This is a genomic window from Enterococcus sp. 6D12_DIV0197 (genome assembly GCF_002174385.1).
GTDB lineage: Bacteria > Bacillota > Bacilli > Lactobacillales > Enterococcaceae > Enterococcus_D > Enterococcus_D casseliflavus.
In genome coordinates, this window is record NZ_NIBN01000001.1 from 142,214 (window position 1) to 165,311 (window position 23,098).

At 43.8% G+C, this 23,098-nt stretch carries 22 protein-coding genes and 1 other annotated feature; of the genes, 9 read left to right on the forward strand and 13 right to left on the reverse strand.

The window, feature by feature from the left end; all coding sequences use genetic code 11:
- Positions 1–468: 468 nt before the first annotated feature.
- From A5867_RS00665 to A5867_RS00680, 4 genes are all read left to right on the forward strand, one after another.
- Complete coding sequence (locus tag A5867_RS00665; protein WP_008376963.1) at positions 469–1,158, forward strand: response regulator transcription factor; 690 nt, start codon at positions 469–471, stop codon at positions 1,156–1,158.
- Entirely contained in the window at positions 1,148–2,356 is a 1,209-nt protein-coding gene (locus tag A5867_RS00670; RefSeq protein WP_005226244.1) for a HAMP domain-containing sensor histidine kinase, read from the forward strand. Before A5867_RS00665 ends, A5867_RS00670 begins: the two co-directional genes overlap by 11 nt.
- Before the next feature lie 30 nt (positions 2,357–2,386).
- Positions 2,387–2,590, forward strand: a binding site (T-box leader).
- 57 nt (positions 2,591–2,647) lie between these two features.
- On the forward strand, positions 2,648–3,925 hold the full coding sequence (gene serS / locus A5867_RS00675) for a serine--tRNA ligase (protein WP_074535542.1): 1,278 nt from the start codon (positions 2,648–2,650) through the stop codon (positions 3,923–3,925).
- A gap of 290 nt (positions 3,926–4,215) precedes the next feature.
- Positions 4,216–5,736, forward strand: a complete 1,521-nt coding sequence (locus tag A5867_RS00680; RefSeq protein WP_086338848.1) for a polysaccharide deacetylase family protein — start codon at positions 4,216–4,218, stop codon at positions 5,734–5,736.
- 71 nt (positions 5,737–5,807) lie between these two features.
- Here the strand turns inward: A5867_RS00680 and A5867_RS00685 are convergent, their stop codons facing one another.
- Positions 5,808–6,434 carry a TetR/AcrR family transcriptional regulator gene (locus A5867_RS00685; RefSeq protein WP_016608906.1) on the reverse strand — a complete coding sequence of 209 codons (627 nt, stop codon included), beginning with the start codon at positions 6,432–6,434 and terminating at the stop codon, positions 5,808–5,810.
- Positions 6,435–6,519: 85 nt separating this feature from the next.
- On the opposite strand from A5867_RS00685, the gene A5867_RS00690 reads away from it, so the two are divergent.
- A complete protein-coding gene (locus A5867_RS00690) occupies positions 6,520–7,221 on the forward strand; it encodes an ABC transporter ATP-binding protein (protein ID WP_010748457.1) in 702 nt (233 codons plus the stop codon).
- Between the two features lie 9 nt (positions 7,222–7,230).
- Positions 7,231–9,936 carry an ABC transporter permease gene (locus A5867_RS00695; protein ID WP_087626674.1) on the forward strand — a complete coding sequence of 902 codons (2,706 nt, stop codon included), beginning with the start codon at positions 7,231–7,233 and terminating at the stop codon, positions 9,934–9,936.
- Between the two features lie 157 nt (positions 9,937–10,093).
- Here the strand turns inward: A5867_RS00695 and guaB are convergent, their stop codons facing one another.
- The 11 genes from guaB to A5867_RS00750 form a co-directional block, all read right to left on the reverse strand.
- A complete protein-coding gene (guaB, locus tag A5867_RS00700) occupies positions 10,094–11,578 on the reverse strand; it encodes an IMP dehydrogenase (protein WP_087626675.1) in 1,485 nt (494 codons plus the stop codon).
- Positions 11,579–11,780: 202 nt separating this feature from the next.
- Entirely contained in the window at positions 11,781–12,473 is a 693-nt protein-coding gene (locus A5867_RS00705; RefSeq protein WP_005226251.1) for a DUF1129 domain-containing protein, read from the reverse strand.
- Between the two features lie 71 nt (positions 12,474–12,544).
- Positions 12,545–13,645, reverse strand: coding sequence for a redox-regulated ATPase YchF (gene ychF, locus A5867_RS00710; RefSeq protein WP_005226252.1), 1,101 nt, complete (start codon positions 13,643–13,645; stop codon positions 12,545–12,547).
- A gap of 8 nt (positions 13,646–13,653) precedes the next feature.
- On the reverse strand, positions 13,654–13,842 hold the full coding sequence (locus A5867_RS00715; protein ID WP_005226253.1) for a DUF951 domain-containing protein: 189 nt from the start codon (positions 13,840–13,842) through the stop codon (positions 13,654–13,656).
- 10 nt (positions 13,843–13,852) lie between these two features.
- Positions 13,853–14,743, reverse strand: a complete 891-nt coding sequence (locus A5867_RS00720; RefSeq protein WP_005226254.1) for a ParB/RepB/Spo0J family partition protein — start codon at positions 14,741–14,743, stop codon at positions 13,853–13,855.
- Positions 14,733–15,497, reverse strand: coding sequence for an AAA family ATPase (locus A5867_RS00725; protein WP_005226255.1), 765 nt, complete (start codon positions 15,495–15,497; stop codon positions 14,733–14,735). Before A5867_RS00725 ends, A5867_RS00720 begins: the two co-directional genes overlap by 11 nt.
- 11 nt (positions 15,498–15,508) lie before the next feature.
- A complete protein-coding gene (rsmG, locus tag A5867_RS00730; RefSeq protein ID WP_005226256.1) occupies positions 15,509–16,225 on the reverse strand; it encodes a 16S rRNA (guanine(527)-N(7))-methyltransferase RsmG in 717 nt (238 codons plus the stop codon).
- A 297-nt stretch (positions 16,226–16,522) separates the two neighbouring features.
- Positions 16,523–17,293 carry an Asp23/Gls24 family envelope stress response protein gene (locus A5867_RS00735; protein ID WP_010748461.1) on the reverse strand — a complete coding sequence of 257 codons (771 nt, stop codon included), beginning with the start codon at positions 17,291–17,293 and terminating at the stop codon, positions 16,523–16,525.
- 25 nt (positions 17,294–17,318) lie between these two features.
- Positions 17,319–17,510 carry a DUF2273 domain-containing protein gene (locus A5867_RS00740; RefSeq protein ID WP_005226258.1) on the reverse strand — a complete coding sequence of 64 codons (192 nt, stop codon included), beginning with the start codon at positions 17,508–17,510 and terminating at the stop codon, positions 17,319–17,321.
- Positions 17,511–17,517: 7 nt separating this feature from the next.
- A complete protein-coding gene (amaP, locus tag A5867_RS00745; RefSeq protein ID WP_005226259.1) occupies positions 17,518–18,087 on the reverse strand; it encodes an alkaline shock response membrane anchor protein AmaP in 570 nt (189 codons plus the stop codon).
- A 37-nt stretch (positions 18,088–18,124) separates the two neighbouring features.
- Positions 18,125–19,018: an SDR family oxidoreductase gene (locus A5867_RS00750; RefSeq protein ID WP_087626676.1), complete on the reverse strand. Its 894-nt coding sequence runs from the start codon at positions 19,016–19,018 to the stop codon at positions 18,125–18,127.
- Between the two features lie 256 nt (positions 19,019–19,274).
- Here A5867_RS00750 and A5867_RS00755 point away from each other — a divergent pair, with 256 nt between their 5' ends.
- The 3 genes from A5867_RS00755 to A5867_RS00765 all read left to right on the forward strand — a co-directional run bounded on the left by A5867_RS00755 (position 19,275) and on the right by A5867_RS00765 (position 21,080).
- A complete protein-coding gene (locus A5867_RS00755; protein WP_087626677.1) occupies positions 19,275–19,727 on the forward strand; it encodes a DUF2188 domain-containing protein in 453 nt (150 codons plus the stop codon).
- 350 nt (positions 19,728–20,077) lie between these two features.
- The gene (locus A5867_RS00760) at positions 20,078–20,545 is read left to right on the forward strand and encodes a DUF5626 family protein (protein WP_034695231.1); all 468 of its coding nucleotides are present in this window, start codon (positions 20,078–20,080) and stop codon (positions 20,543–20,545) included.
- 16 nt (positions 20,546–20,561) lie between these two features.
- Positions 20,562–21,080, forward strand: coding sequence for a helix-turn-helix domain-containing protein (locus A5867_RS00765; RefSeq protein WP_005226263.1), 519 nt, complete (start codon positions 20,562–20,564; stop codon positions 21,078–21,080).
- Between the two features lie 106 nt (positions 21,081–21,186).
- Here A5867_RS00765 and mnmG read toward each other — a convergent pair whose 3' ends face one another.
- A complete protein-coding gene (gene mnmG, locus A5867_RS00770; RefSeq protein WP_087626678.1) occupies positions 21,187–23,079 on the reverse strand; it encodes a tRNA uridine-5-carboxymethylaminomethyl(34) synthesis enzyme MnmG in 1,893 nt (630 codons plus the stop codon).
- Between the last annotated feature and the right edge of the window lie 19 nt (positions 23,080–23,098).

Below are 23,098 nucleotides of genomic sequence, written 5' to 3' on the forward strand. Positions count from 1 at the left end.
CTCAGCGACTTAATTAGAATAACAAATGATTTGTTATTTGTCAACAACTTTTTTCAATTAATTTTGTTGATGTATCAACATCAATTAACTGTTTTAAAATTGCGACTTCGTTATAATATCATCTGTCGAGCTGTGCGTCAACTACTTTTTTCAATTCTTTTTAGGAATTCATTTAGTCATTTGGCACATGTAATAATATACCAAGACTTGTGCTATTCGTCAACCATAAAATGATTGATAGACCAACGTTTCTAGTTACTCCGTTTCCAAAGATGATTCGTGATTTTTAGTCCGTGATTTCCGCCTTTTTTAAGGACTTTTTCCGTTATTATTAGCCTATCGTTCGTCTTTTTCCTTTTTGTGTTTTCTTAATTCCTATCATTCTTATAAATTTAAGTATGATTTTATCTATTTTGTGGAATATTTGCTAAAATGGAGAAAAGAATATTGTTCCTAGGAGGACCCAGTATGAAAATACTTGTAGCAGATGATGACAAAGAGATCGTAGAACTATTAAGCATTTACTTACACAATGAAGGCTATGAATCGGTCAAAGCATACGATGGAAAAGAAGCACTGACCAAGATTCGCACCACTTCTGATATCGAGCTATTGATCTTAGATATCATGATGCCTGAAATGGACGGCATGCAAGTCGTCAAAGAATTGAGAAAAGAATCCCAAATCCCCATTATTATGTTGACCGCTAAAACAACCGATATGGATAAGATTCGTGGATTGGTCGCCGGTGCTGATGATTATGTCACTAAACCTTTCAATCCATTAGAAGTCATGGCACGGGTAAAATCGTTATTGAGAAGAACCAAGATGCAGGCTGCTTCAAATCAACCAGAGATTCTGGAAGTAAGCTCCCTTATCATCAACCGCGATTCCCATGAAGTAAAAACGGTGGATGGCAATGAGATCCAATTGACCGCATTAGAATTTGGCATCCTCTACTTACTAGCATCGCATCCGAACCGTGTCTTTAGCGCCGATGAGATTTTTGAACGAGTTTGGAAACAAGAAAGTGTCGTTTCTGCCAAAACAGTGATGGTCCATGTCAGTCACTTGCGAGATAAGATCGAAGAAGCCACGGATGGTGAAAAAGTCATCCAAACAGTATGGGGGGTCGGCTACAAAATAGATGCGAAGTAAACCAACTGAAAAAAAGCGCAACACACCAATCGAAAAAAAGAAACGGATCACGTTGACCTCAAAGGAAATCAGTGAGTTATTTGCGGAAGGAATTGTAACGATTGTTCTTTTACTTCTATTAAATGTCGCTATTTTGGTCATCTTGACCTCAATACGAGAAAACTCACCGGTTTTAGTCGAAGCGATCTATGAATCGAAGAATGCGTTCACGGCTGCCTTCAACACAGATATCTTCCGCAGTGGTCGCAACTTCATTCTACCGATGTTCTTCCTATTAGATGTGATCGTCTTATATTGGCGTTTGATTCGTCGTTACCATCAAATGCAGCTACGTCACATTATCAGCGAGCTGCACTTTATCGCAGAAGGCAACTACGATCATCGCATCCCCTTCGAGTTACGGGGCGATTTAAGTCGGATCGTTTCTAATATTAATGGCTTAGTCGACAGTACGGTGGCGGCGATCGAAGATGAACGGCGGATCGAGCAATCCAAAGATGAGCTGATCACCAATGTCAGTCATGACATTCGGACACCATTGACTTCGATCATCGGCTACTTAGGTCTAATCGAAGATCGACAATACCATTCGGAAGAAGAATTGCTGAAATATACTCATACGGCGTATGTCAAAGCCAAACAAATGAAATCCCTCGTCGATGATTTGTTTGAATACACGAAAGTGCGTCAGCCTAGCGTGCCCATTAATGTGATGGAATTTGATATGGCTCAGCTAGTGGAACAATTGGCGGCAGACTTTGAATTAGAAGCTAGTCGAAAAGGCATCAAGATCGAAACCTACACCCGTCCAGAGCATATCGAAATGGATGGCGATACCGAAAAACTGGTGCGAGTTTTCAACAACCTGCTGTCAAATGCCTTGAAATACGGCAAAGGCGCCGATAAGATCCGCATGGAGGTCGAGAAAGTCGGGACCGAAGCGATCTTAACCGTCAAAAACAATGGACAAATGATTCCTAAGCAAGCCCTTGATTCTCTATTCGACCGTTTCTACCGAGTGGAAGAATCCCGCTCTCAAGAAACAGGAGGAACTGGCTTAGGTCTAGCGATCGCTCAAAGCATCGTCGCCTTACATGGCGGCTATATCTATGCCAAATCAACGCCAGAATGGACGTCCTTTATTATTCATCTCCCGTTGAAGCGCAACAATTTGTCCAACACACAAACCTATGGTTGACGCCCCAACATTTTTTGGGTATGCTAAAGAAAATAATCAAGGCACAGAACCTAGTATATTTTTTTCATCTAGTAAAGAGAGCTGATGGTTGGTGAAAATCAGTGTTGGAAAAAATAGAATCCAGTTCTTTAACGTGTATTTTTCGAAAGAAAAATCGTTGGCTCACGATACGAGCAGCAAGGGCAGCGCAAGCTGAACTTGGGTGGCACCGCGAATGGTCATTTCGTCCCAAGCAACACGGGATCGGAATGGCCTTTTTTCTATGGAAAAATCAAAGGAGGATGTATCACTATGTTAGATGTAAAAATGATTCGCCAAAATTTTGCTGAAGTACAAAGCAAACTCGCAACACGAGGCGTGCAAAAAGAAGTATTGGACCGCTTTTTAACGCTTGACGAACGTCGCAGAGAACTCTTAGTCCAAACGGAAGAACGCAAGAAATTGCGCAACGATGTTTCTGGTGAGATCGCTGCCTTGAAACGGGCAAAAGAAGACGCGGCAGATAAAATTGCCCAAATGAAAGAAGTCGGCAGCCAAATCAAGCAATTGGATGAAGAGATTGCTCAAATTGATGAAGACATCAAAGAGATCGCCACGACATTGCCGAATTTGCCAAATGATTCTGTTCCAGTGGGCAAGGATGAAGACGACAATGTAGAAATCCGCCGCTGGGCAGAACCAAAAGCCTTTGCCTTTGAACCAAAACCCCATTGGGAGATCGCTGAAGAGTTGGGGATCCTCGACTTTGAGCGGGGCGCCAAAGTTTCTGGCAGCCGCTTTGTTTACTACAAAGGCTTAGGTGCTCGTTTGGAACGTGCCTTATACAACTTCATGCTGGATCAGCATGTCTATGAGCATGGCTATACCGAGATGATCACCCCTTATATCGTCAATAGCCAAGCAATGTTTGGCACGGGGCAATTTCCAAAGTTCAAAGAAGATGTTTTCCAATTGGCAGACACGGATTTGACTTTGATTCCAACTGCTGAAGTACCTTTGACCAATTACTATCAAGGGGAGATCTTAGAACAAGAACAGCTCCCTGCCTACTTCACTGCCTTGAGCCCATCATTTCGTTCAGAAGCTGGCAGCGCTGGTCGTGATACCCGCGGCTTGATTCGTCTGCACCAATTCAATAAAGTTGAAATGGTGAAATTCAGTGATGCTGACCATTCTTATGAAGAATTAGAAAAGATGACGGCTAATGCCGAAGATATTTTGCAAAAACTCAACTTACCTTACCGAGTGCTTAGCTTGTGTACAGGAGATATGGGCTTTTCTGCGGCGAAGACCTATGATTTAGAGGTATGGATCCCTGCTCAGGAAATGTATCGTGAGATCAGCTCTTGCTCAAACTGTGAAGATTTCCAAGCACGCCGTGCCATGATCCGTTACCGCGATCAAGAGGGCAAGATTCACTACATGCATACACTAAATGGTTCTGGTCTGGCTGTCGGTCGGACGGTAGCCGCAGTGCTTGAAAATTATCAAAACGAAGACGGCAGTGTAACGGTACCAGAAGTTCTGGTTCCTTACATGGGCGGACTGACAAAAATCGAAAAAGCCTAAGCCTTAGTACCCTTAATTGCACCCCCTTCGTAACAGTCACTCCACGTGATCTGTTACGAAGGGGTTTTCTAGTTCACCTAATAGATAGTGGTTGCAAAAGACCCCCTAACGCCCTTGATCATTTCTTGCAAGAGAAACAACGCAACAAGGCTGTAATTTTTAAATGAATAATTAGAAAAATCCCTTCATCTTTTTAAGTCTCTATCAGAAACCGGGCATGATCGTTGAAAGTACCTGTGACTTATGGTAACGTGGGCATAATTTAGGATGGAATGAAGGGAGCTTCACCAATGCCCGAACGAAAGACCTATGCCCGTCGGAGTGACTTGCACAAGAAACCAAACAATAATCAAAAACGAACAGCGTCAGCTGAAGAAAGACCGAAAGGACCACCCTCGAGAAAGAAGCCGTATCGAAAAGCAATTTTTTCCTTATTCGCCTTATTATTGATCGTTTTGATCGCGACGGCTGGCTCAGTCCTTTACACGTTACACCAGCAAGAAGTCGCAGCCCAAGAAAAATATGAGGCGGCTGCGGAGAAATTACTGGCATCAATCCAAGCAGAACAAAGTCAAAATGGGTTAAAAACAACGCCTGAAGTGCTCTCCAAAGGCGCAACCAAAGAATTGATCTACCGCCCGCAAGACCTTGATACGTTTCCCATCAAAGATATCAAAGAACGGTTGACACAAGCCGCTGATCACTTGCGTAAAAAACAAACGAAAAAAGAAGTCGTCACCGTTGCCCGCATCCAAGCACAAGCAGCGGCGTCAAAGGTGTCTACTTATTCATTGAAAGCCGACAGCTATGTGTGGAATCGAGAAACCGGACGTTTTGAAGATGCGGACAGCCTAACGGATGCACCGATCTTCGTATCAGAGAAGACGCAAACCGAATTGTCTTTGAAAGAACTGGTTCCTGATGAAGGCAGCTTATTAGGTATTCAACAAGTCATTCAGCAGAAACTGCTGGATCAAGCCAAAGAACCCGCCAAAATCATCGACGCCGTCTTGGCCATGGAGCGGATCACCTTCGATTCGAAATTTACTTACGATCCAGAGAAGCTGACCATCGAATTGCCAAAAAATCAGACGGGAGCGACGGAAATCACCCTGTCTTACAGCGAGATCGCCCCATTCATTGATCCTGATCTCGTGGCTGCTGACCAACTCAACAATGCCTTGCCAAGTTTAGACCCCAATAAAAAATACGTGGCATTGACCTTTGATGATGGACCCAACAGTACCTCCACCATGGATCTGTTGAACATCTTACAAGAAAATGACGTTAAAGCGACCTTCTTTATGCTGGGACAAATGGTAGAGCAATATCCGCAAGCTGCTAAAAAAGTCCAAGAAGCTGGACACGAGATCGCCAGTCATTCTTACTCTCATCCGCAGCTGAATACTCTTTCAGCGGAAGATTTGCAGGCAGAAGTCACAAAAACCAACAAAGCCATTTATAATGCGACGGGTTTACTACCTAGAAATTTACGGCCCCCTTATGGCGCTATCGACAAACAAAGCGCACAAACCATTGGCATGCCGATCATTCAATGGGACATCGATTCTCAAGACTGGAAATTGAAGGATCCGAAGAAGATCAATGCCTTGGTGCAACAAAATGTCTTTAATGGTGCCATGATCTTGATCCATGACATTCACCCGAAATCTGTGAAAGCCGTACCGGGAGTCATTAAAATGCTCAAAAACGAAGGCTACGAATTCGTGACTGTCGATCAATTATTAGAAGCACGGCAAAAACCATTGCATCAATACTTTGGGATGAACGACGAGCGCCTCGTTGACTAAATAAAAAAAGGAACGCAGCAAATTGTCTCTTGCTGCGTTCCTTTTTGGTTATTGGATCGTTCCCTCTTTTTTTAGCTCTTCTTATCCTCATATACATTAGTCACAAAAATTTGGATCAACAGTTCAGCGACAGCTTTTGGCGACATCGTTGAGAAATCTTTGAGCCAGCGTTCGATCAACCCGATAGACCCGCAGACAAAAAAGCTAAGACACAGTTCCAATTCTTCCTCGGAAGCATCTTGAAAGTATTGGGCAAACCGTTTCAAGGTCTCCGGTTTGATCTCTGACAACAAAAGATTCAGCAAATGGCTGTTGTTTAACAAAATCAAATGGGTCGTACTAGGATTCTCATACAAAATCGTCAACAGCTTTTCCAACCAAAGATCCAATGACAAATTTTCCTGCTGCAAGTTCGATGCGATCTGCTCAACAAGCTCCCCTTCGATCTCCTCCAACAACGCGGCCGTATCCTTATAATATTTATAAAATGTTCCTCGGTTGATATCGGCTCGTTCCGCAATCTCTTTGATCGTGATTTTGCGGTACTCTTTTTCCAACAATAACTCCTGAAAGGCGCGTCGGATCACTTTTTTCGAGTAGATCGTTCGACGATTCCCCACAGTCCCCACCATATCGTTTCCCCTTTTCTCTGTACATTTGATCAATATTTGTCTATTTAATGACAAATACGTAAGCATTGAGGATTGCTCTTACTTTTCTTTCTTAGTATACTAACACCATGTGATTAAATCAACACGTGTTTAAAAAATGGAGGCTTTATTAATGAGTTATGTTGAAGTAAAGAATGAATATAAACGCTATCAGATGGGCGAAACCACCATCACTGCCAACAACGATCTTTCCTTTGCCATTGAAGAAGGCGAATTAGTGGTGATCCTTGGCCCCAGTGGTGCAGGAAAATCGACCGTTTTGAATATTTTAGGTGGGATGGATTCGCCAGATGAAGGACAAATCATTATCGACAATGTCGATATCGCGAAGTTTAACGACAAACAGCTGACGGAATACCGCCGCAAAGACGTCGGGTTCGTCTTCCAGTTTTATAATTTGGTGCCGAACCTGACAGCGAAAGAAAACATTGAATTGGCAACAGAAGTCTCACCGAATGCACTCGATCCTGATGAAGTCTTAGCACAAGTCGGGTTAGAAAACCGTAAAAACAACTTTCCTTCGCAGCTCTCTGGTGGGGAACAGCAGCGGGTATCGATCGCTCGGGCGTTAGCCAAAAACCCGAAATTGCTATTATGCGATGAACCAACCGGTGCGCTGGATTTTGAAACAGGCAAACAAGTGTTGAAGCTTTTGCAAAACGCCAGTCGGAAAAACGGCAATACGGTGTTGATCATTACCCATAACAGCGCCATTGCCCCGATCGCCGATCGGGTGATCCATATCAACGATGCCACCGTCCGTTCCATTGAAGAGAATCCTCATCCAATCTCGATCGATGAAATCGTTTGGTAGGAGGATCTGATGAAAAATAAAACCTATCTTAAAGCAAGTTTGCGGGAGATTCGCCAATCAAAAGGTCGCTTTATCGCAATCACCTTGATCATTTTTTTAGGAACGTTTCTCTTTGTCGGTGTCAAAGCGACGGGACCGATCCTGAATCATTCCGCGAGTGAATATGTCAACGGTCAGCATTTAGCAGATCTGCAAGTCACTTCCACGCTGGGATTGACGGAGGACGACATTGATGCGGCGGAAAAAAGCGGTGCGCACACAGAAGCCGCCTATCAATTTTATTACGCTGCCAATTCAGATGAAGTCGTGCAAGTGACCTCTTATGATCCCTCACAGGAACTCAACCAGCTACTGGTGAAGGACGGCCGACTGCCAGAAAAAGCCGATGAAATCGTGCTGGACACCGAAGCAAAAAATTATGGCTGGCAAATAGGGGATACTTTTACGATCGATGATGCCGATAATCTGTCGGACAAAGACTATACGATCGTTGGGTTCGCCACCTCTCCCATTTATATCAGTGCTGCCGAACGTGGCTATGCGAATGTCGGCAGCGGTGTCGTGACGTATTTTGCTTATGTACCGGAAGAACAGTTCAAGATGGAGGTCAAATCGATCCTTTATCTCGCCTTTGATGATGTCGCAGGCCTTGAAACATACTCCGATGCGTACACCGACAAGATGGCAGCCCATCAAGAAACGATTGAGGAACTGTTTGCGGATCGCCCTAAAGAACGCTTAGCAGAAATTCAGCAAGATGCTTTTGATGAATTAGCGCCTGCAGAAAAAGAAGTCCGCGATGGACAAAAACAGTTAGCTGATGGACAAGCCCAACTGGATCAGGCCAAAGCGGAACTAGAACAACAGCAAGCCGCCTTGGCACAGCTGCCGCCCGTACAACAAGCAGCCCTCGAAGGCCAATTGACCGCTGGGGAAGAAGAGTTGACACAGCAGCAAACCCAATTAGAGGAACAGCAACAAGAACTAACCGATGCCCAACAAACACTGGCAGAAAAACGTGCAGAGATCGAAGACTTGGCAGAACCTACGTATCTTTACAACCAACGCAAAGACAACCCCGGTTTCCAAGAGTATGGCGGGCTGTCTGATCGCATCGCAGCGATCGCCAATGTGTTTCCTGTCTTCTTCTTCTTTATCGCTGCGTTGATCACCTTTACGACACTGACGCGGATGGTAGAAGAAAACCGCAAAGAGATCGGGACCTTAAAAGCGATGGGCTATGGCAAAGTCGAGATCTCCCTTAAATATTTGATTTATGCCCTCCTGTCTTCGGCCATTGGCATTATCAGTGGTGCCGTATTAGGGACGGAACTGTTGCCGCGTTTGATTTATTTTCTATCCAGCGAACGGTATCTTTTAGACGGGATTCGCGTCTATTATGTCTGGTCGCCAATTATTTTGGCCGCGATCGCCTTTTTACTGGCGACGCTTGGTGCTTGCCTCTTTGTTTTGATCAAAGAATTGCGGGAAAAACCTGCCCAGCTACTGCAAGTTCGGGCGCCAAAACCTGGGAAACGGATTTTATTAGAGGCCATTACACCCTTATGGTCACGCTTAAGCTTCAATCAAAAAGTCAGCTTCCGTAACATCTTCCGCTACAAATCGCGAATGATCATGGCAATCATTGGCATCGCCGGCTGTACGGGACTGATGGTGGCAGGCGTTGGGTTGAAAGATTCCTTAAGTGCTGTGACTGCGAAACAATTTGGGCCCATTACGGATTATCAAGCCGTCGTGACCTTAAATGATGCGAAGGAAGAAACCGTTGCTGCCGCTGAAACGGTTTTAACAGACGATCCTCTTGTGACCCATTCGATGCTAGTCTACAATGAAACGATCGAGATTCGACCGGCTAACCAAGGAAAACAAAGTTTGACCTTGATGGTCCCTGCAGATCAAGAAGCTTTTACCGACTATGTCCATTTGAAAACGACGGAAGGGCAGAAGCTGCCATTAACAGAAGGCGCCGTACTGACTATGAAATACGCAGAATTGTATGATCTGCAGGTTGGGGATACATTGACCTTCTATACTAGCGATCAAGAAGCTTTTGAAGTACCTATCAGCGGCATCGCAGAAAACTATTTAGGCAATTCTCTGTATCTGTCACCGACTCTTTACGAAGAAATCACCGACAGTGCCTTTGAACCGAATGCGTTCTTAGTCAAAAGCAAGACGATGACGAAAAAACAAGAGGAAGCTTTATCAACAGCCTTGTTAGATACCGACAAAGTCAAAAACATGACGTTCCTTTCCACTCAGATCAAAATGCAGGATGATTCGATGGGCAACTTGAACTCCATTGTCTTGATCTTAGTTGTACTATCAGGGGCATTGGCCTTTGTCGTCTTGTATAACTTGACCAATATCAACGTTTCCGAGCGGATTCGCGAGCTTTCTACTATTAAAGTATTAGGGTTTTACAATAAAGAAGTCACCATGTACATCGTACGGGAAAATATCGTCTTTACGTTATTTGGGATTCTCGCAGGTTACGTGGTAGGTTACTTCTTGACTGACTTTATTTTGATCCAAGCTTCGATGGAAAACATGGTCTTTCCATTAGTGATCAATTGGCCGGCCTATGCTTTAGCCGGCGGCATGACGATTCTCTTTACGATCATCGTGATGTACGTCACCCATGTGAAACTGACTCATGTCAACATGATCGATGCGTTGAAATCAAACGAATAAGCTGCTGCTAAAGCGATTTGCTGATCATCAAGCAGCGATTTTAAAGAAAAGAACGCCACTCTTGCCTAGATAGCTGAGAGTGACGTTCTTTTTTGAACAAATAATCCCCTCTGTCCACTTTTGAACAGAGGGGGCGTTGGTTTTCACGTGAAACATTTTATGATTTTACAGAGTAGTTTGGTGCTTCTTTCGTGATTTGAACATCGTGGGGATGTGATTCTTTTAGTCCGTTGCCGCTCATTTGGATGAATTGTGCTTCATCACGTAATTGCTGTAGATTGCCAGCACCGACATAACCCATCCCTGATTTCAACCCGCCGATCATTTGGAAGATGATATCAGAAACGCTGCCTTTATAAGCGACACGCCCTTCAATGCCTTCTGGAACCAATTTGTTGGCTTCGTTTACGCCACCTTGGAAGTAACGGTCGCTGGAGCCTTTTTCCATTGCCCCCAGTGAACCCATTCCGCGGTACGTTTTGAAGCGACGGCCTTGGTAGATTTCAAATTCACCTGGTGATTCATCGGTTCCTGCCAACATGCTACCTAGCATTACGGCATGTCCGCCAGCTGCTAAAGCTTTGACGATATCCCCAGAGTATTTGATCCCACCATCGGCAATGATTGCTTTGCCGTATTGACGTGCCACAGAGGCTGCATCATAGATCGCGGTCAATTGAGGAACTCCGACACCGGCTACCACCCGAGTAGTACAGATCGAACCTGGACCGATCCCGACTTTTACGACATCGACACCAGCATCATACAATGCTTTCGTGCCTTCTGCAGTGGCAACATTTCCAGCAATCAATGTCGCTTCTGGGAAATGTGCACGAATTTCAGAGATTTTGCGTAAAACACCCGCACTGTGTCCGTGGGCAGTATCAATGACGATCGCGTCCACGCCTGCATCCAATAATGCTTGTGCTCGTTCAAAAGTATCGCTGGTAACGCCGACTGCCGCTGCCACTAATAGGCGTCCATGCGTGTCTTTGGCTGCATTCGGGAATTCGATCACTTTTTCAATATCTTTGATAGTGATCAAACCGCTTAAGATCCCTGCTTCATCAACGATCGGTAATTTTTCGATCTTGTGTTGTTGTAAGATTTTTTCAGCGTCTTTCAACGACGTACCGACAGGTGCTGTGATCAATTGGTCTTTGGTCATCACATCATTGATCGGCATCGTATAATCCGTGACAAAACGCATGTCGCGGTTCGTGATGATACCGACTAATTTGCGGTTTTCCATCGTTTCTACGATCGGTACCCCGCTGATGCGGTACTTGCTCATCAAATGTTCTGCATCAGCAACTAAGTGGCTTGGTGTTAAGAAAAACGGATCGATGATCACGCCGCTTTCAGAACGTTTTACTTTGCGCACTTCATCTGCTTGCGCTGCGATACTCATGTTTTTGTGAATTACGCCAAGTCCGCCTTGACGCGCCATTGAGATCGCCATTTTACTATCAGTTACGGTATCCATACTGGCACTTATGATTGGAATATTTAGTGTAATATTCGAGGCAAGCTGCACTTTCATATCCACGTCATTTGGCAAGACGTGACTTTCTGCCGGAATCAATAAGACATCATCAAACGTTAACCCTTTTTTTACAAATTTGGTTTCCCAGTTGGACATTTTTGTAACCACTCCTTAAAGTTTTTAGGTATTTTAAAAAAAATAGCAAAGATTTTTTCATAAGTCAACCATTCGGAAAGCTTTCTTAATAATCCTCTTCAAACCTTTGGTCAAATCTCATAATTCGGCATTTTTTCTAAAAAAACACGCTGATCGTACGGTCTTTTTTAACAAAAGAAGGCGCACGATCAACGTGTAGCCATCAGCCTCTAGGAACAGACAGACTGCTGATGATATTGTATTTGCGTTTCAAGTAGTACTTCGCGGCTAATGCCACTGCCCCGATCAAGGCTTCGATCACAGGATCCACTTGTGGATTCAATGGTGGTTGGATCATCGCAGAAAGCGAGATCACAACGATCCATAGCATGAAGGCTGCGACTAAAATCAAAATGATCTTCCACATCTTCGGCCGTTTGCTCTTATCGGCACCTGGGCGTTCATATTGATACATGTATTTGTACATCAAGTAGAAGACCCAACCAGCAAGCATCGCCATCAAGAAGAGGGTCAATAAGCCATAAGGTTGTGCTTGTCCTCTAGTAAAGATCCCCATGACCCCTAACATCAAGCCAAAGATCCCTAAAATCAGCAAGGTGTTATCCAACCACATCAAGAAGGGGCCGGATTCTTTTTGCTCAACGGGTTTGTTGATGATGGCTTCGGTGCGTTCAGACACTGTACCAAATAATTGGCGGGCTGTTTTGCCGCCTTTTTGTTCTTTGACTAAGACCGGCAACATCTCATGCAAGGCAATCGTTTTTTCTTCTTCAGAAAGGTTGGCTGCCTCTAGCGATTTTTTTAAATCAAATATATATTGTTGGTTTCGTTTTGTTAATTGTTGTTCTAATTCACGATTTTCGGAAACATAATTTCGCAGAGTTTCTGGTTCCATGAATTGATTCTCCCTTCTGCGTTTTCTTCACAATGGACATTTTACCACAAATTCACTGGGAAGAAAGCCCTTTATACGTTAAAACGGAACAACATCACGTCGCCATCTTGCACGACATAATCTTTTCCTTCCAAACGTACCCGACCGGCTTCTTTGGCCGCTTGCATCGTGCCGTATTGGTTCAGATCTTCAAAGGAAACAGTTTCCGCACGAATAAAGCCGCGCTCAAAGTCCGTATGGATGATCCCCGCTGCTTGCGGTGCTTTGATGCCTTTACGGAACGTCCACGCACGCACTTCTTGTTCACCAGCGGTAAAGTACGTTGCTAAACCCAGTAAATCATAGGCAGCACGAATCAATTGATCCAACCCTGATTCTTCAATTCCTAATGCTTCTAAAAACTCTGCTTTGTCTTCTTCTTCCAGCTCAGCGATCTCTTCTTCGGCACGAGCACTGATGACGATCACTTCTGCATTTTCGCTCGCTGCAAATTCCTTCACTTTGTTGACATAGTCATTGGTTTCATAGTCTGCCACGTCTTCTTCTGCTACGTTGGCAACGTATAAAACTGGTTTGGTCGTTAGTAAAAACAAACTTTTGACGATGCGCTGTTCTTCATCTGTAAATTCGATCGAACGAGCTGAGATCCCTTCTTCTAGGACCGGTTTGATTTTATCAAGAACGGCCAATTCCGCAACCGCATCTTTGTCTTTGGTTTTGGCAATTTTAGCGACCCGAGTATAGCGCTTGTTGACGGATTCTAAATCTGCTAAAACCAACTCCAAGTTGATGGTGTCGATATCAGCTAATGGGTCCACGCGGCCTTCCACGTGGGTGATGTTGTCGTCGTCGAAACAACGAACGACATGACAGATCGCATCCACTTGGCGGATATGGCTCAAAAATTGGTTACCTAATCCTTCCCCTTTGCTGGCACCGCGGACGATTCCAGCAATATCCGTAAATTCAAAGGTGGTTGGGACTGTCTTTTTCGGACGGACTAATTCTGTTAAACGCTGTAAGCGCCAATCTGGCACTTCCACCATTCCTACATTCGGATCGATCGTCGCAAACGGATAGTTTGCGGCTTCTGCTCCTGCTTTGGTTATTGCATTAAATAAAGTAGATTTGCCCACATTTGGCAATCCAACGATTCCGGCAGTTAACGCCATGCTTCACTTCACTCTTTCTCTTTTTTTTCTAGGATTTTCTTCATCTTTTTATCAAATTCTCGGCGCGTCATCATGACGATGTGGCCGCAATTCGTACACTTTATTTTGATGTCTGCCCCCATGCGGATGATTTCCCAACGATTGGCTTTGCAGGCATGCGGTTTTTTCATTTCGACAATATCCCCAAGATCATACATCTTTATCACCTCAAGCTTCATCAAATTGAATGTTCAATAAATCTAAAATACGGGTTAAATCTTTTTGTGACAGGTATTCGATCTCGATTTTGCCTTTGCCTTCTTTTTCGCGGATCTCGACATTCGTGCCAAATTTATCCATCAACCGTTCTTCGCTTTCTCGTAAATAGTACGGTTTTTCCCGAATCAGACGCGGAACTTTTTTCTTTTCGTTCTTCGTGTCGTTCATCTCAGCGACCATTTGTTCTAATTGGCGGACTGTCAGATTTTCTTTGACACACCGATTGGCTAATTTTAAGATCTGTTCTTTGTTTTTCAACCCTAATAACGTCCGGGCTTGCCCCATAGACAAACGGTCATCTTGAACCATTTCTTTGACGAGTTTCGGCAAGGACAGTAACCGCAAATAATTGGCGATATACGGGCGGCTCTTCCCTAAGCGTTCAGCAACTTGTGCTTGGGTCAATTTCAAGTTCTTCATCAGCATGTCATAGGCTTCTGCTTCTTCTAAAGGATTCAAATCTTCCCGCTGCAAGTTTTCTAAAACGGCGACTTGCATCATCGCTTCTTCATCAAAATTGCGGATGATGGCTGGGATCGTTTCCTTGCCAGCTAGTTTGGATGCTCGAAACCGGCGTTCACCCGCAATGATCTCATAGCCTTTGACGGATGATTGCCGCACGATGATCGGTTGAAAGACCCCCGAATGCTGGATCGAATTGGCTAGTTCTTGTAATGAAAGCTCATCAAAGGTTTTTCGCGGTTGATAAGGGTTGGGTCTTAATTCGTTTAAAGGCAGTTCAACGACTTTTTCTGTCTTGATATCGACTTCTTCTAACCCTTGCAGGTCTTGAAACAACGCATCGATCCCACGCCCTAATCCTTTCCCTTTATTCTTCACGGGCTAACACTTCCTTTGCTAACGTCTGATAGACTTCGGCTCCTTTTGAGCGTGGATCATAATCAATGATCGACAATCCATGACTAGGTGCTTCAGACAACCGGATATTCCGCGGAATAATGGTTTCATATACTTTTTCTTGGAAATAGCGGCGGACTTCTTCCACGACTTCCGCGCCTAAGTTCGTACGGGCATCATACATCGTCAGTAAGACCCCTTCGATCTCTAACTCAGGGTTAAAATGTTTTTGTACTAAACGCACGGTATTCAATAGTTGGCTCAGCCCTTCTAATGCATAGTACTCACATTGGACTGGGATCAAAATCGAATCACTGGCGGTAAAGGCATTGATCGTCAAATGACCTAAAGATGGCGGACAATCGATAAAGATATAATCGTATTGTTCTTTGATTTCATTCAAAGCTGATTTCAATCGAGATTCCCGTGCCATCATGGAGGTCAATTCAATTTCCGCACCAGCTAATTGGATCGTCGCTGGAACGATATCCAAGTTTTCTCGGCTGCTAGGTAAAATCGCTTCAACGATCGGTGTTTCATTGACTAATACATCATAGATGTCTTGTTCCACATCTGGTTTGCGAATGCCGACACCGCTTGTGGCGTTGCCTTGGGCATCAATATCTACGAGTAACACTTTTTTGCCGACAAATGCTAAGGACGCACCTAGGTTCACCGTTGTGGTGGTTTTGCCTACGCCGCCTTTTTGGTTTGCAACAGAAATAATACGGGCCATTGATTTTCCTCCTATTTAATTGGTTGTTTCGCTGGCATTCCCGGTTTGCGGGGGTATTTCTTTGGCGTTTCTTTTTTCTTTTGAATGATCAAAAGATGGCGTTCATCGCCGCTGACCGGTAAGGTAAAGCTTTTTTCTTCAATAAATTTGCCGCCTAAGAGTGAGATGGCTGGTTTGGCTTCAACCAGTTCTTCCTCGCTTTTGGCAGCTTTGAGCGCATAAAAATAGCCTGCTTTTTTCACCAATGGCACACAGAGTTCCGTTAACACATTCAAACGGGCAACCGCACGAGCAGTCACATAATCGAATTGCCCACGAAATTGCGGGTTTTGACCAAATGTTTCTGCACGGTCATGGTACAAGTGGACATTTTCCAATTGTAGATCCGTCACAAGGGTTTGTAAAAAGGTGATGCGCTTATTTAAAGAGTCGACGATCGTCACTTCTAATTCAGGAAACACGATTTTTAGTGGAATACTTGGAAAGCCAGCACCTGAACCGACATCACACAAATGACTTTGCGGGTCAAAGGCGGTTTCAAAAGCTAAGGAAACAGAATCGTAGAAATGCTTCAAATACACTTCTGATTTTTCCGTGATTGCGGTTAGATTCATCTTCTGATTCCATTCGACTAAACGCTCGAAATAGACAGCGAATTTTTCCATTTGTTCTTCGGTTAAAACGATCCCGTTTTTGCGTAATTCTTCATGAAATTCTTCAGGTAGCATAACGAATCCTTTCTATTTTGTGAAACAGAAAAATGTTTCACAGACTAGTTCCTACTTTAACGCAAAAAGCAATGTGATGCAATAGCCAGACATTGCTTTCTAGGAGAATTTACCATTTTTTAACTGGGGCTTTAAGGTTGGTTTAAGGCAGAGGAATTATACTCATTTCAATCCAAAAAACTTTTTTCATTTTTCCTTGACCAGCGAGGCTGCCAACCCTCCTGGTCAGCTTTTTTCTCAAAAAAACAAGCATTGATCACAGGATCAATGCTTGTTTTTGTTTCATATGAAACTTTTTTATTTCACCCGAGGCTCGTTGTATTCTTCGATACGATCAGACGCGCGGGAAGCCGCATGTTTGGCTTTGTTGGTTTGACGTGAAGCAAAGTCGCCGGTTTTAGATGCAGCTGACGATACTTTGTCTTGAACCGTTTCTTGTTCCTCTTCGTATTCAGCGATCGTTTTTACATCCACAACATTGATGTTGACTTCGATAACTTCTAATTGGGTCATTGTCGTTACTTCTTTTTGGATAACTTCTTTGACTTGGTCAGCGATTTCTGGGATGTTGCGGTCATATTCAACCACGATATCTAAATCAACGGCTACTTGTTTTTTCCCAACTTCGGTATTGATACCGGCAGTCACATTGTCTGTATTGACTAATTTTTCCGCAATGTTAGAGAAGAAACCACCATCGACCGTCAACAGACCATCCACGTGTTCTAATGCGATACCGATGATTTTTTGGATCACTTTGTCATCATAGGTCAATGAACCATGAACAGGTGCGTCGCCAGTTGGTCCTTCAAAATCGTTGTGACCAGGTTTTGGCGGTGCTGGATGATGTCCTGCTGGATTTGGATTTCCTGGTGCTGGATGATCCCCTGGTTTTGGTCCGTTTTGTTGTCCTGCTACTGCTTTTTCAGCATTTGGTACCACTGGATCTGGTGCTTCAGTCATTGGAATCGCATTTTCATTTGCTTGATGATTGGTGTTAGGAACCACTGGATCTGGATGTGCGCTGACTTTTTTATCATTGTTTAATTCGTTTTTATCGTTATTCATTAAAAATTCCTCCTATTAAAATGCGTTATTGTTGGTTAAAAAATTCGTCGATGATACCGGTACGTTGGAGATACAATCCTAACGCAAAACCCAAACCTGTTAGGAGTAGAATCAGCAATGTTTTGAAAAAACCGATCGTTACAAACAACACAGCCAGAACAAGGCCGATTGCTCCAAAAATCAATGGGATTTTGTATTGTTGTAGTTCGTTCATCATAGCCCTCCTATTCTACTCGCGGGTTTTCCGGAGTCTCATTTTGTTCAAAATTCGCGTAGTTGACTTCGACTTTGACTTTCTCACTTGAACCAAGCACTCGTTGGACATCTTGTTGGATTTCCGCCATTAAGTTTTCGGTTTTGCCGACTAAGGCAGACGTCCGTTTCAAGCGTCCTTTGATTTTAATCAAAATTCGATTTTTGGTCGCCTTGACATGAACTTTTGGTCCTTCAACAAATTCTTTTTCATTTACTTTCGTACGTACAAGTCCTTCGATTGCTTTCTTATCGATCGTCAATGCGCCCTTATCCTCTTTCAAAACAAAGGTCGTTTTGGTTTTTGGATAAAAAAGCACGACTAAGATCACAATCAAGAATAAGGCGATCAAGACAACAGCTACCCAAAACATATATTGACGCATAAACAAGTTGTCAAAGAAATACGTGACGACATTGCCTCTGCTGTCCAAACCAAATGGCAGCTGCATATAAGGATTACTCATTAATACGATTGGTAATAAGACAGTGATAAAAATCAACGAAACGATGATTGATACGATTTTCCACCCTTTACTCATAGGACACCTCCTCCTTTTTCTCCAATTTTCGATAAGCTTACAAGTTGATGGCTTCTCCGCCGGTAACACCATAAATCTGTGCTGTCACATAGCTAGCTTTATTCGAAGCTAAAAAGACATAGACAGGTGCTAGCTCAGCTGGTTGTCCTGCCCGCTCAAGTAACGCTTGCTGACCAAATTCAGGCAGCTGGTCTTGCGGTTGGCCATGATCTAACTGTAATGGTGTCCAGATCGGTCCTGGGGCTACCCCATTGACGCGAATTCCTTTTTCAGCAAATTGTTTCGCCAAGCTGACTGTAAAACTAGCGATCGCCGATTTGGTTGCCGCATAATCCATTAAATGGGCACTTGGACTAAAGGCTTGGACAGAAGTTGTTGTCACGATCGCTCCCCCAGCCGGTAAGTGCGGCTCAGCAGCTTTGACTAATGCAAACATGGAGATAATGTTTACCATAAAGGTATCTTTCACTTGTTCAATCGGTAATTCTGCAATCGATGGCCGCGTGATTTGCTGTGCTGCGTTCAATACTAATGTATCTAACCCACCTAATGCTGCCACCGCTTTGTCAACGATCTCTTGTGGTGCCGCTTCGTCTCGCAGGTCATAGGGTAGCAAGATCACTTTGCGCCCAGCTTCTTTGATGTACCCTGCAACTTCTTCGGCATCTTCTTCTTCTCCTGGGAAAAAGTGTAAGGCAATGTCTGCTCCTTCACGGGCGAAGGCAATCGCTGCTGCACGTCCGATCCCAGAATCCCCACCGGTGATCAGTACACGCCGGTTTTCTAACTGCTGACTTCCCTCATAAGATTCTTCACCACAATCAGGTTTTGGTCGCATTTCTTCTTGTAAAGCAGGCGTATCTTGTTCCTGTTTGCTGTATTTACCCGTGTGATAAAGTTTCCGTGGATCAGTCAAAATAGGTTCACTCATTCTTACGTCCTCCTTTTCTCTATAATAAAATTCTAAACCATTCATTTTTTTTTGGGAAATATAACGCTTTGTTAACAAAAATAAATCATCGTTTATTAGAAAATGAAAAAAGAAAGTGCCCTCATTTTTGACCAGAAATCAAATAATTTCCCTTTTTTATAGAAGGGGGTAAACTAATAAGTAGTAACTGGTAGTACCTGTAAAAGGGAACCCCTAAGAAAATGACCTTGGATCAAGAAAAAGGAGGAAACAAAGAATGCCTTGGAATGTCCGTGATTATCCTGCGTCAATGAAGAATCTAGACCCCTTAGTTCGTAAAAAAGCGATCGATATCGCCAATGCCCTGCTAGCCGATGGCTATTCCGATGATCGGGCAATCCCGATCGCCACGAGTCAAGCAGAAAAATGGTATGAAAATGCAGATGAAGAGGAGAAGAAAGCTTTTCAGAAAGAAAAAAATCCGCAAAAAGACGATACTCATCAAACCAATAAGAATGCGGAAAAATTAATGGATGCGGATGTAGAAGTTGTGTATGAAGACGACCAATGGCAAGTCCGTTCTAAAGGGGCGAAACGTGCCAGTGACCATTTCGACAAGAAGGCAGATGCCATCGCCCGTGCCAAAGAAATCGCCGAAAACAAAGAATCCGTGGTGAACGTTTATAAGAAAGACGGCGACCATCAAAAGGATATTGATTTGAGAGAATAAAATTGGCTGCAAAAAAGCGGAAGGAGGTCTTACGTTTGTCGTTTTATCGGCGCGAAACGTTGCTTACTCTTTCGCTTTTTTGTTTCCTTTCACAGCTAGGTTTGATTAAAACTAAAGCAACCGTTTCTTTGACGTTTCTTTTAAAAAGCTAAGGTTCGTTGTAATAAACCTAAAAAACGAAGACCTTTTGAATGAACCATCACTTTTAAAATTTCTCGACATCCTAAAAAATAAGTCTATGAAATGCTGATCTAGCAACAGTTGTGAACCAGCCGTTACCCCTGTAAACTAGCTTGTACTTTCTTTAACTAAATAAACCTTGTATACTTGAATTATTAAAAGTACAAGGAGTGGTGTTTGTGAAAAAATTATTTTTTGTGCCGTTTATTTTTCTTTGTTTCCTCTTTGCTCTCCCAGCTGCCGCCCAGACAGTGGAAGAACCTGAACTCGTTTATGACTTAGCATCAGATAGTCCCTATGAGCAGCTGGTCACGGTAGATGAAGAAGGCAACGAGGTGATTTTGACCATTGAAAAATTGCCGTCATTCCGAGCAAATCTGGCAGCGGGAACGTATCGTGTGTCAAAAACATCCACAGGTAATTGGACTGCTAGTTATAATGTAACGGTCAATAGCCGCAATCAATTTACAGGCACTTCGAATTTAAGTTTAGTTGCTCACAGAGGAAGTATCACTTCTAGTTCATTAACTCACACGTCCACCAAAGCCACCTGTACGTTTAAGCAAAAAGCAGGTATAATCACTACCAATGGGAGTGTCGTAACCACGATCTCAAATGGGAAGCTAGTTGTTAAATAGCAGATAGGAGCATACATTGGCTTTAGCAGAACAATTAAAAAGCTGTCGCGAGTCTTCCGGATTGTCGCAAACAGCTGTCGCAGAAAAATTACAGATTTCACGCCAGTCGATTTCAAAATGGGAAAATGGGCGCGGCTATCCAGATATTGAGAATTTGATTTTGTTGAGCGATCTCTACCAAGTCTCGATTGATGAGCTTTTACGTGAGAACGAAGCCTTAAAAGAGCGGATCGAAACCAACAATCAAGAAATCAACGACAAGAAAGAAAAATTGTCGTTACTCCAAAGAACGATGGCAGCAGATAAAGATGAAAGTCTGCTCTTGCTACTGTTAGCTGGAATCGGCTCCTTTCTTTTTCCTTTAGGACTGATCTTAGATGGCTTTGTTTTATGGCGTAACAAAAAAGCCAATAATTTTTATGTATTGATCTATATCGTCTGTGCCTTCTCGATTTTCTTGAATTTGTACGATGGCTATGTCCATCTCAGCAACATCATGAATTGGGGAACCACTACGATTGAAAAAGTGGAATAACTTTATTATTAAGAAAAAAAAGCCCGCTGCGAATTGTTTTCGCAGCGGGCTTTTGACACTCTATTTACCATTTATAAATTGGTTTTTCAAAGAATATTAACCGTCTTTAGTTAACCTTGGCAATCTTCCCTTGTTCGATATACACCATCAAAATACTAATATCTGCTGGGTTTACTCCGCTGATACGGCTCGCTTGGGCGATGGTTTCGGGTTGGATTTTTTGCAGTTTTTGTTTGGCTTCTGTTGCCAAGCCATTGATAGCGGCATAGTCGATGTTTTCAGGAATGCGTTTGGCTTCCATCCGTTTGAGTTTCTCCACTTTTTCGAGGGCTTTTTTGATATAGCCTTCGTATTTGATTTGGATCTCGACTTGCTCGATCTCTTTTGGCTTCAATGCTTCATTGGCTTCGATAAATTGTAGCATTTCGGCATACGTCACTTCAGGCCGACGCAAGAATTCATTTGCTAAAACGCCATCTTTCAAGGTAGCCGTCCCTTTAGCAGTCAAATACGCTTGTACTTCTGGCGTTGGTTTGATGCGGATCTTAGATAAACGTTTGATTTCTGCTTCAACAGCTTCTTTTTTCGCTACATACGCTTCGTATTGTCCTTCTGGGACGAGCCCGATTTGATGTCCCACTTCGGTCAAACGCAGATCCGCATTATCATGACGCAGCAATAAGCGGTATTCAGCACGAGAGGTCAATAAGCGGTAAGGTTCATTGGTTCCTTTGGTCACCAAATCATCGATCATCACACCGATATAACCGTCGCTGCGTTTCATAATGAAGGGTTCTTTGCCTTGAATTTTCAAAGCGGCATTGATGCCTGCAATCAAGCCTTGACCGGCCGCTTCTTCATAGCCGCTGGTTCCGTTGGTTTGTCCTGCCGTAAAGAGGTTTTCGATGACTTTGGTTTCTAATGTTGGACGCAATTGATGAGGCACCACGACATCATATTCAATGGCGTAGCCCGTCCGCATCATTTCCGCTTTTTCTAAACCTGCGATGGAATGCAGCATTTGGACTTGGACATCTTCTGGCATAGAAGTAGAAAGCCCTTGAACATACACTTCTTCGGTGTTCAACCCTTCTGGTTCCAAGAACAGTTGGTGACGAGATTTGTCTGCAAAACGCACGATTTTGTCTTCGATAGATGGGCAATAACGGGCACCTACTCCTTCGACGATCCCTGTAAACATCGGCGCCCGGTGTAAATTCTGGTTGATGATTTGGTGCGTCCCTTCGTTCGTATAGGTCAACCAGCAAGGTTCTTGGTTTTGATTGTAGGCTTCATCGGGTGTGCTGTAACTAAAGTGATTCGGTTGTTCATCGCCAGGCTGGATCTCCGTTACCTCATAGTTGATGGTGCTGGATTTCACCCGCGGTGGTGTACCCGTTTTAAAACGAGCGATCTCTAGGCCAAGCTCTTTCAAATGATCGGCTAGTCCAATCGATGGCTGGGAGTTGTTTGGTCCAGAAGAATACTTCAACTCTCCAATGATGATCTCTCCTCGCAACGCTGTTCCCGCAGTGATCACTACAGCTTGGGCTTGGTAACGAGCGCCTGTAGAGGTCACGACGCCACGGCATTCGCCTTCTTCAACGATCAGCTTTTCAACGATTCCTTGGCGCAGTGTCAGATTGGCTTCTTTTTCGATCGTTCGTTTCATTTCAGCCGCATAGGCATGTTTATCGGCTTGCGCCCGCAAGGCCCGCACAGCGGGACCTTTTCCTGTATTGAGCATCCGCATTTGGATGTAGGTTTTGTCGATATTTTTGCCCATTTCTCCGCCTAAAGCATCGATTTCGCGCACCACGACGCCTTTTGCTGGTCCGCCGACGGAGGGATTACAAGGCATGAATGCGACCATGTCTAAGTTGATGGTCAGCAAGAGGGTTTTTGCCCCCATTCGGCTGGCTGCTAAGGCAGCTTCTGATCCGGCATGGCCGGCACCAACAACGATCACGTCATAACTTTCTGCTTGATATTCTTGCATGGTGTTCTCCTTTTTACGC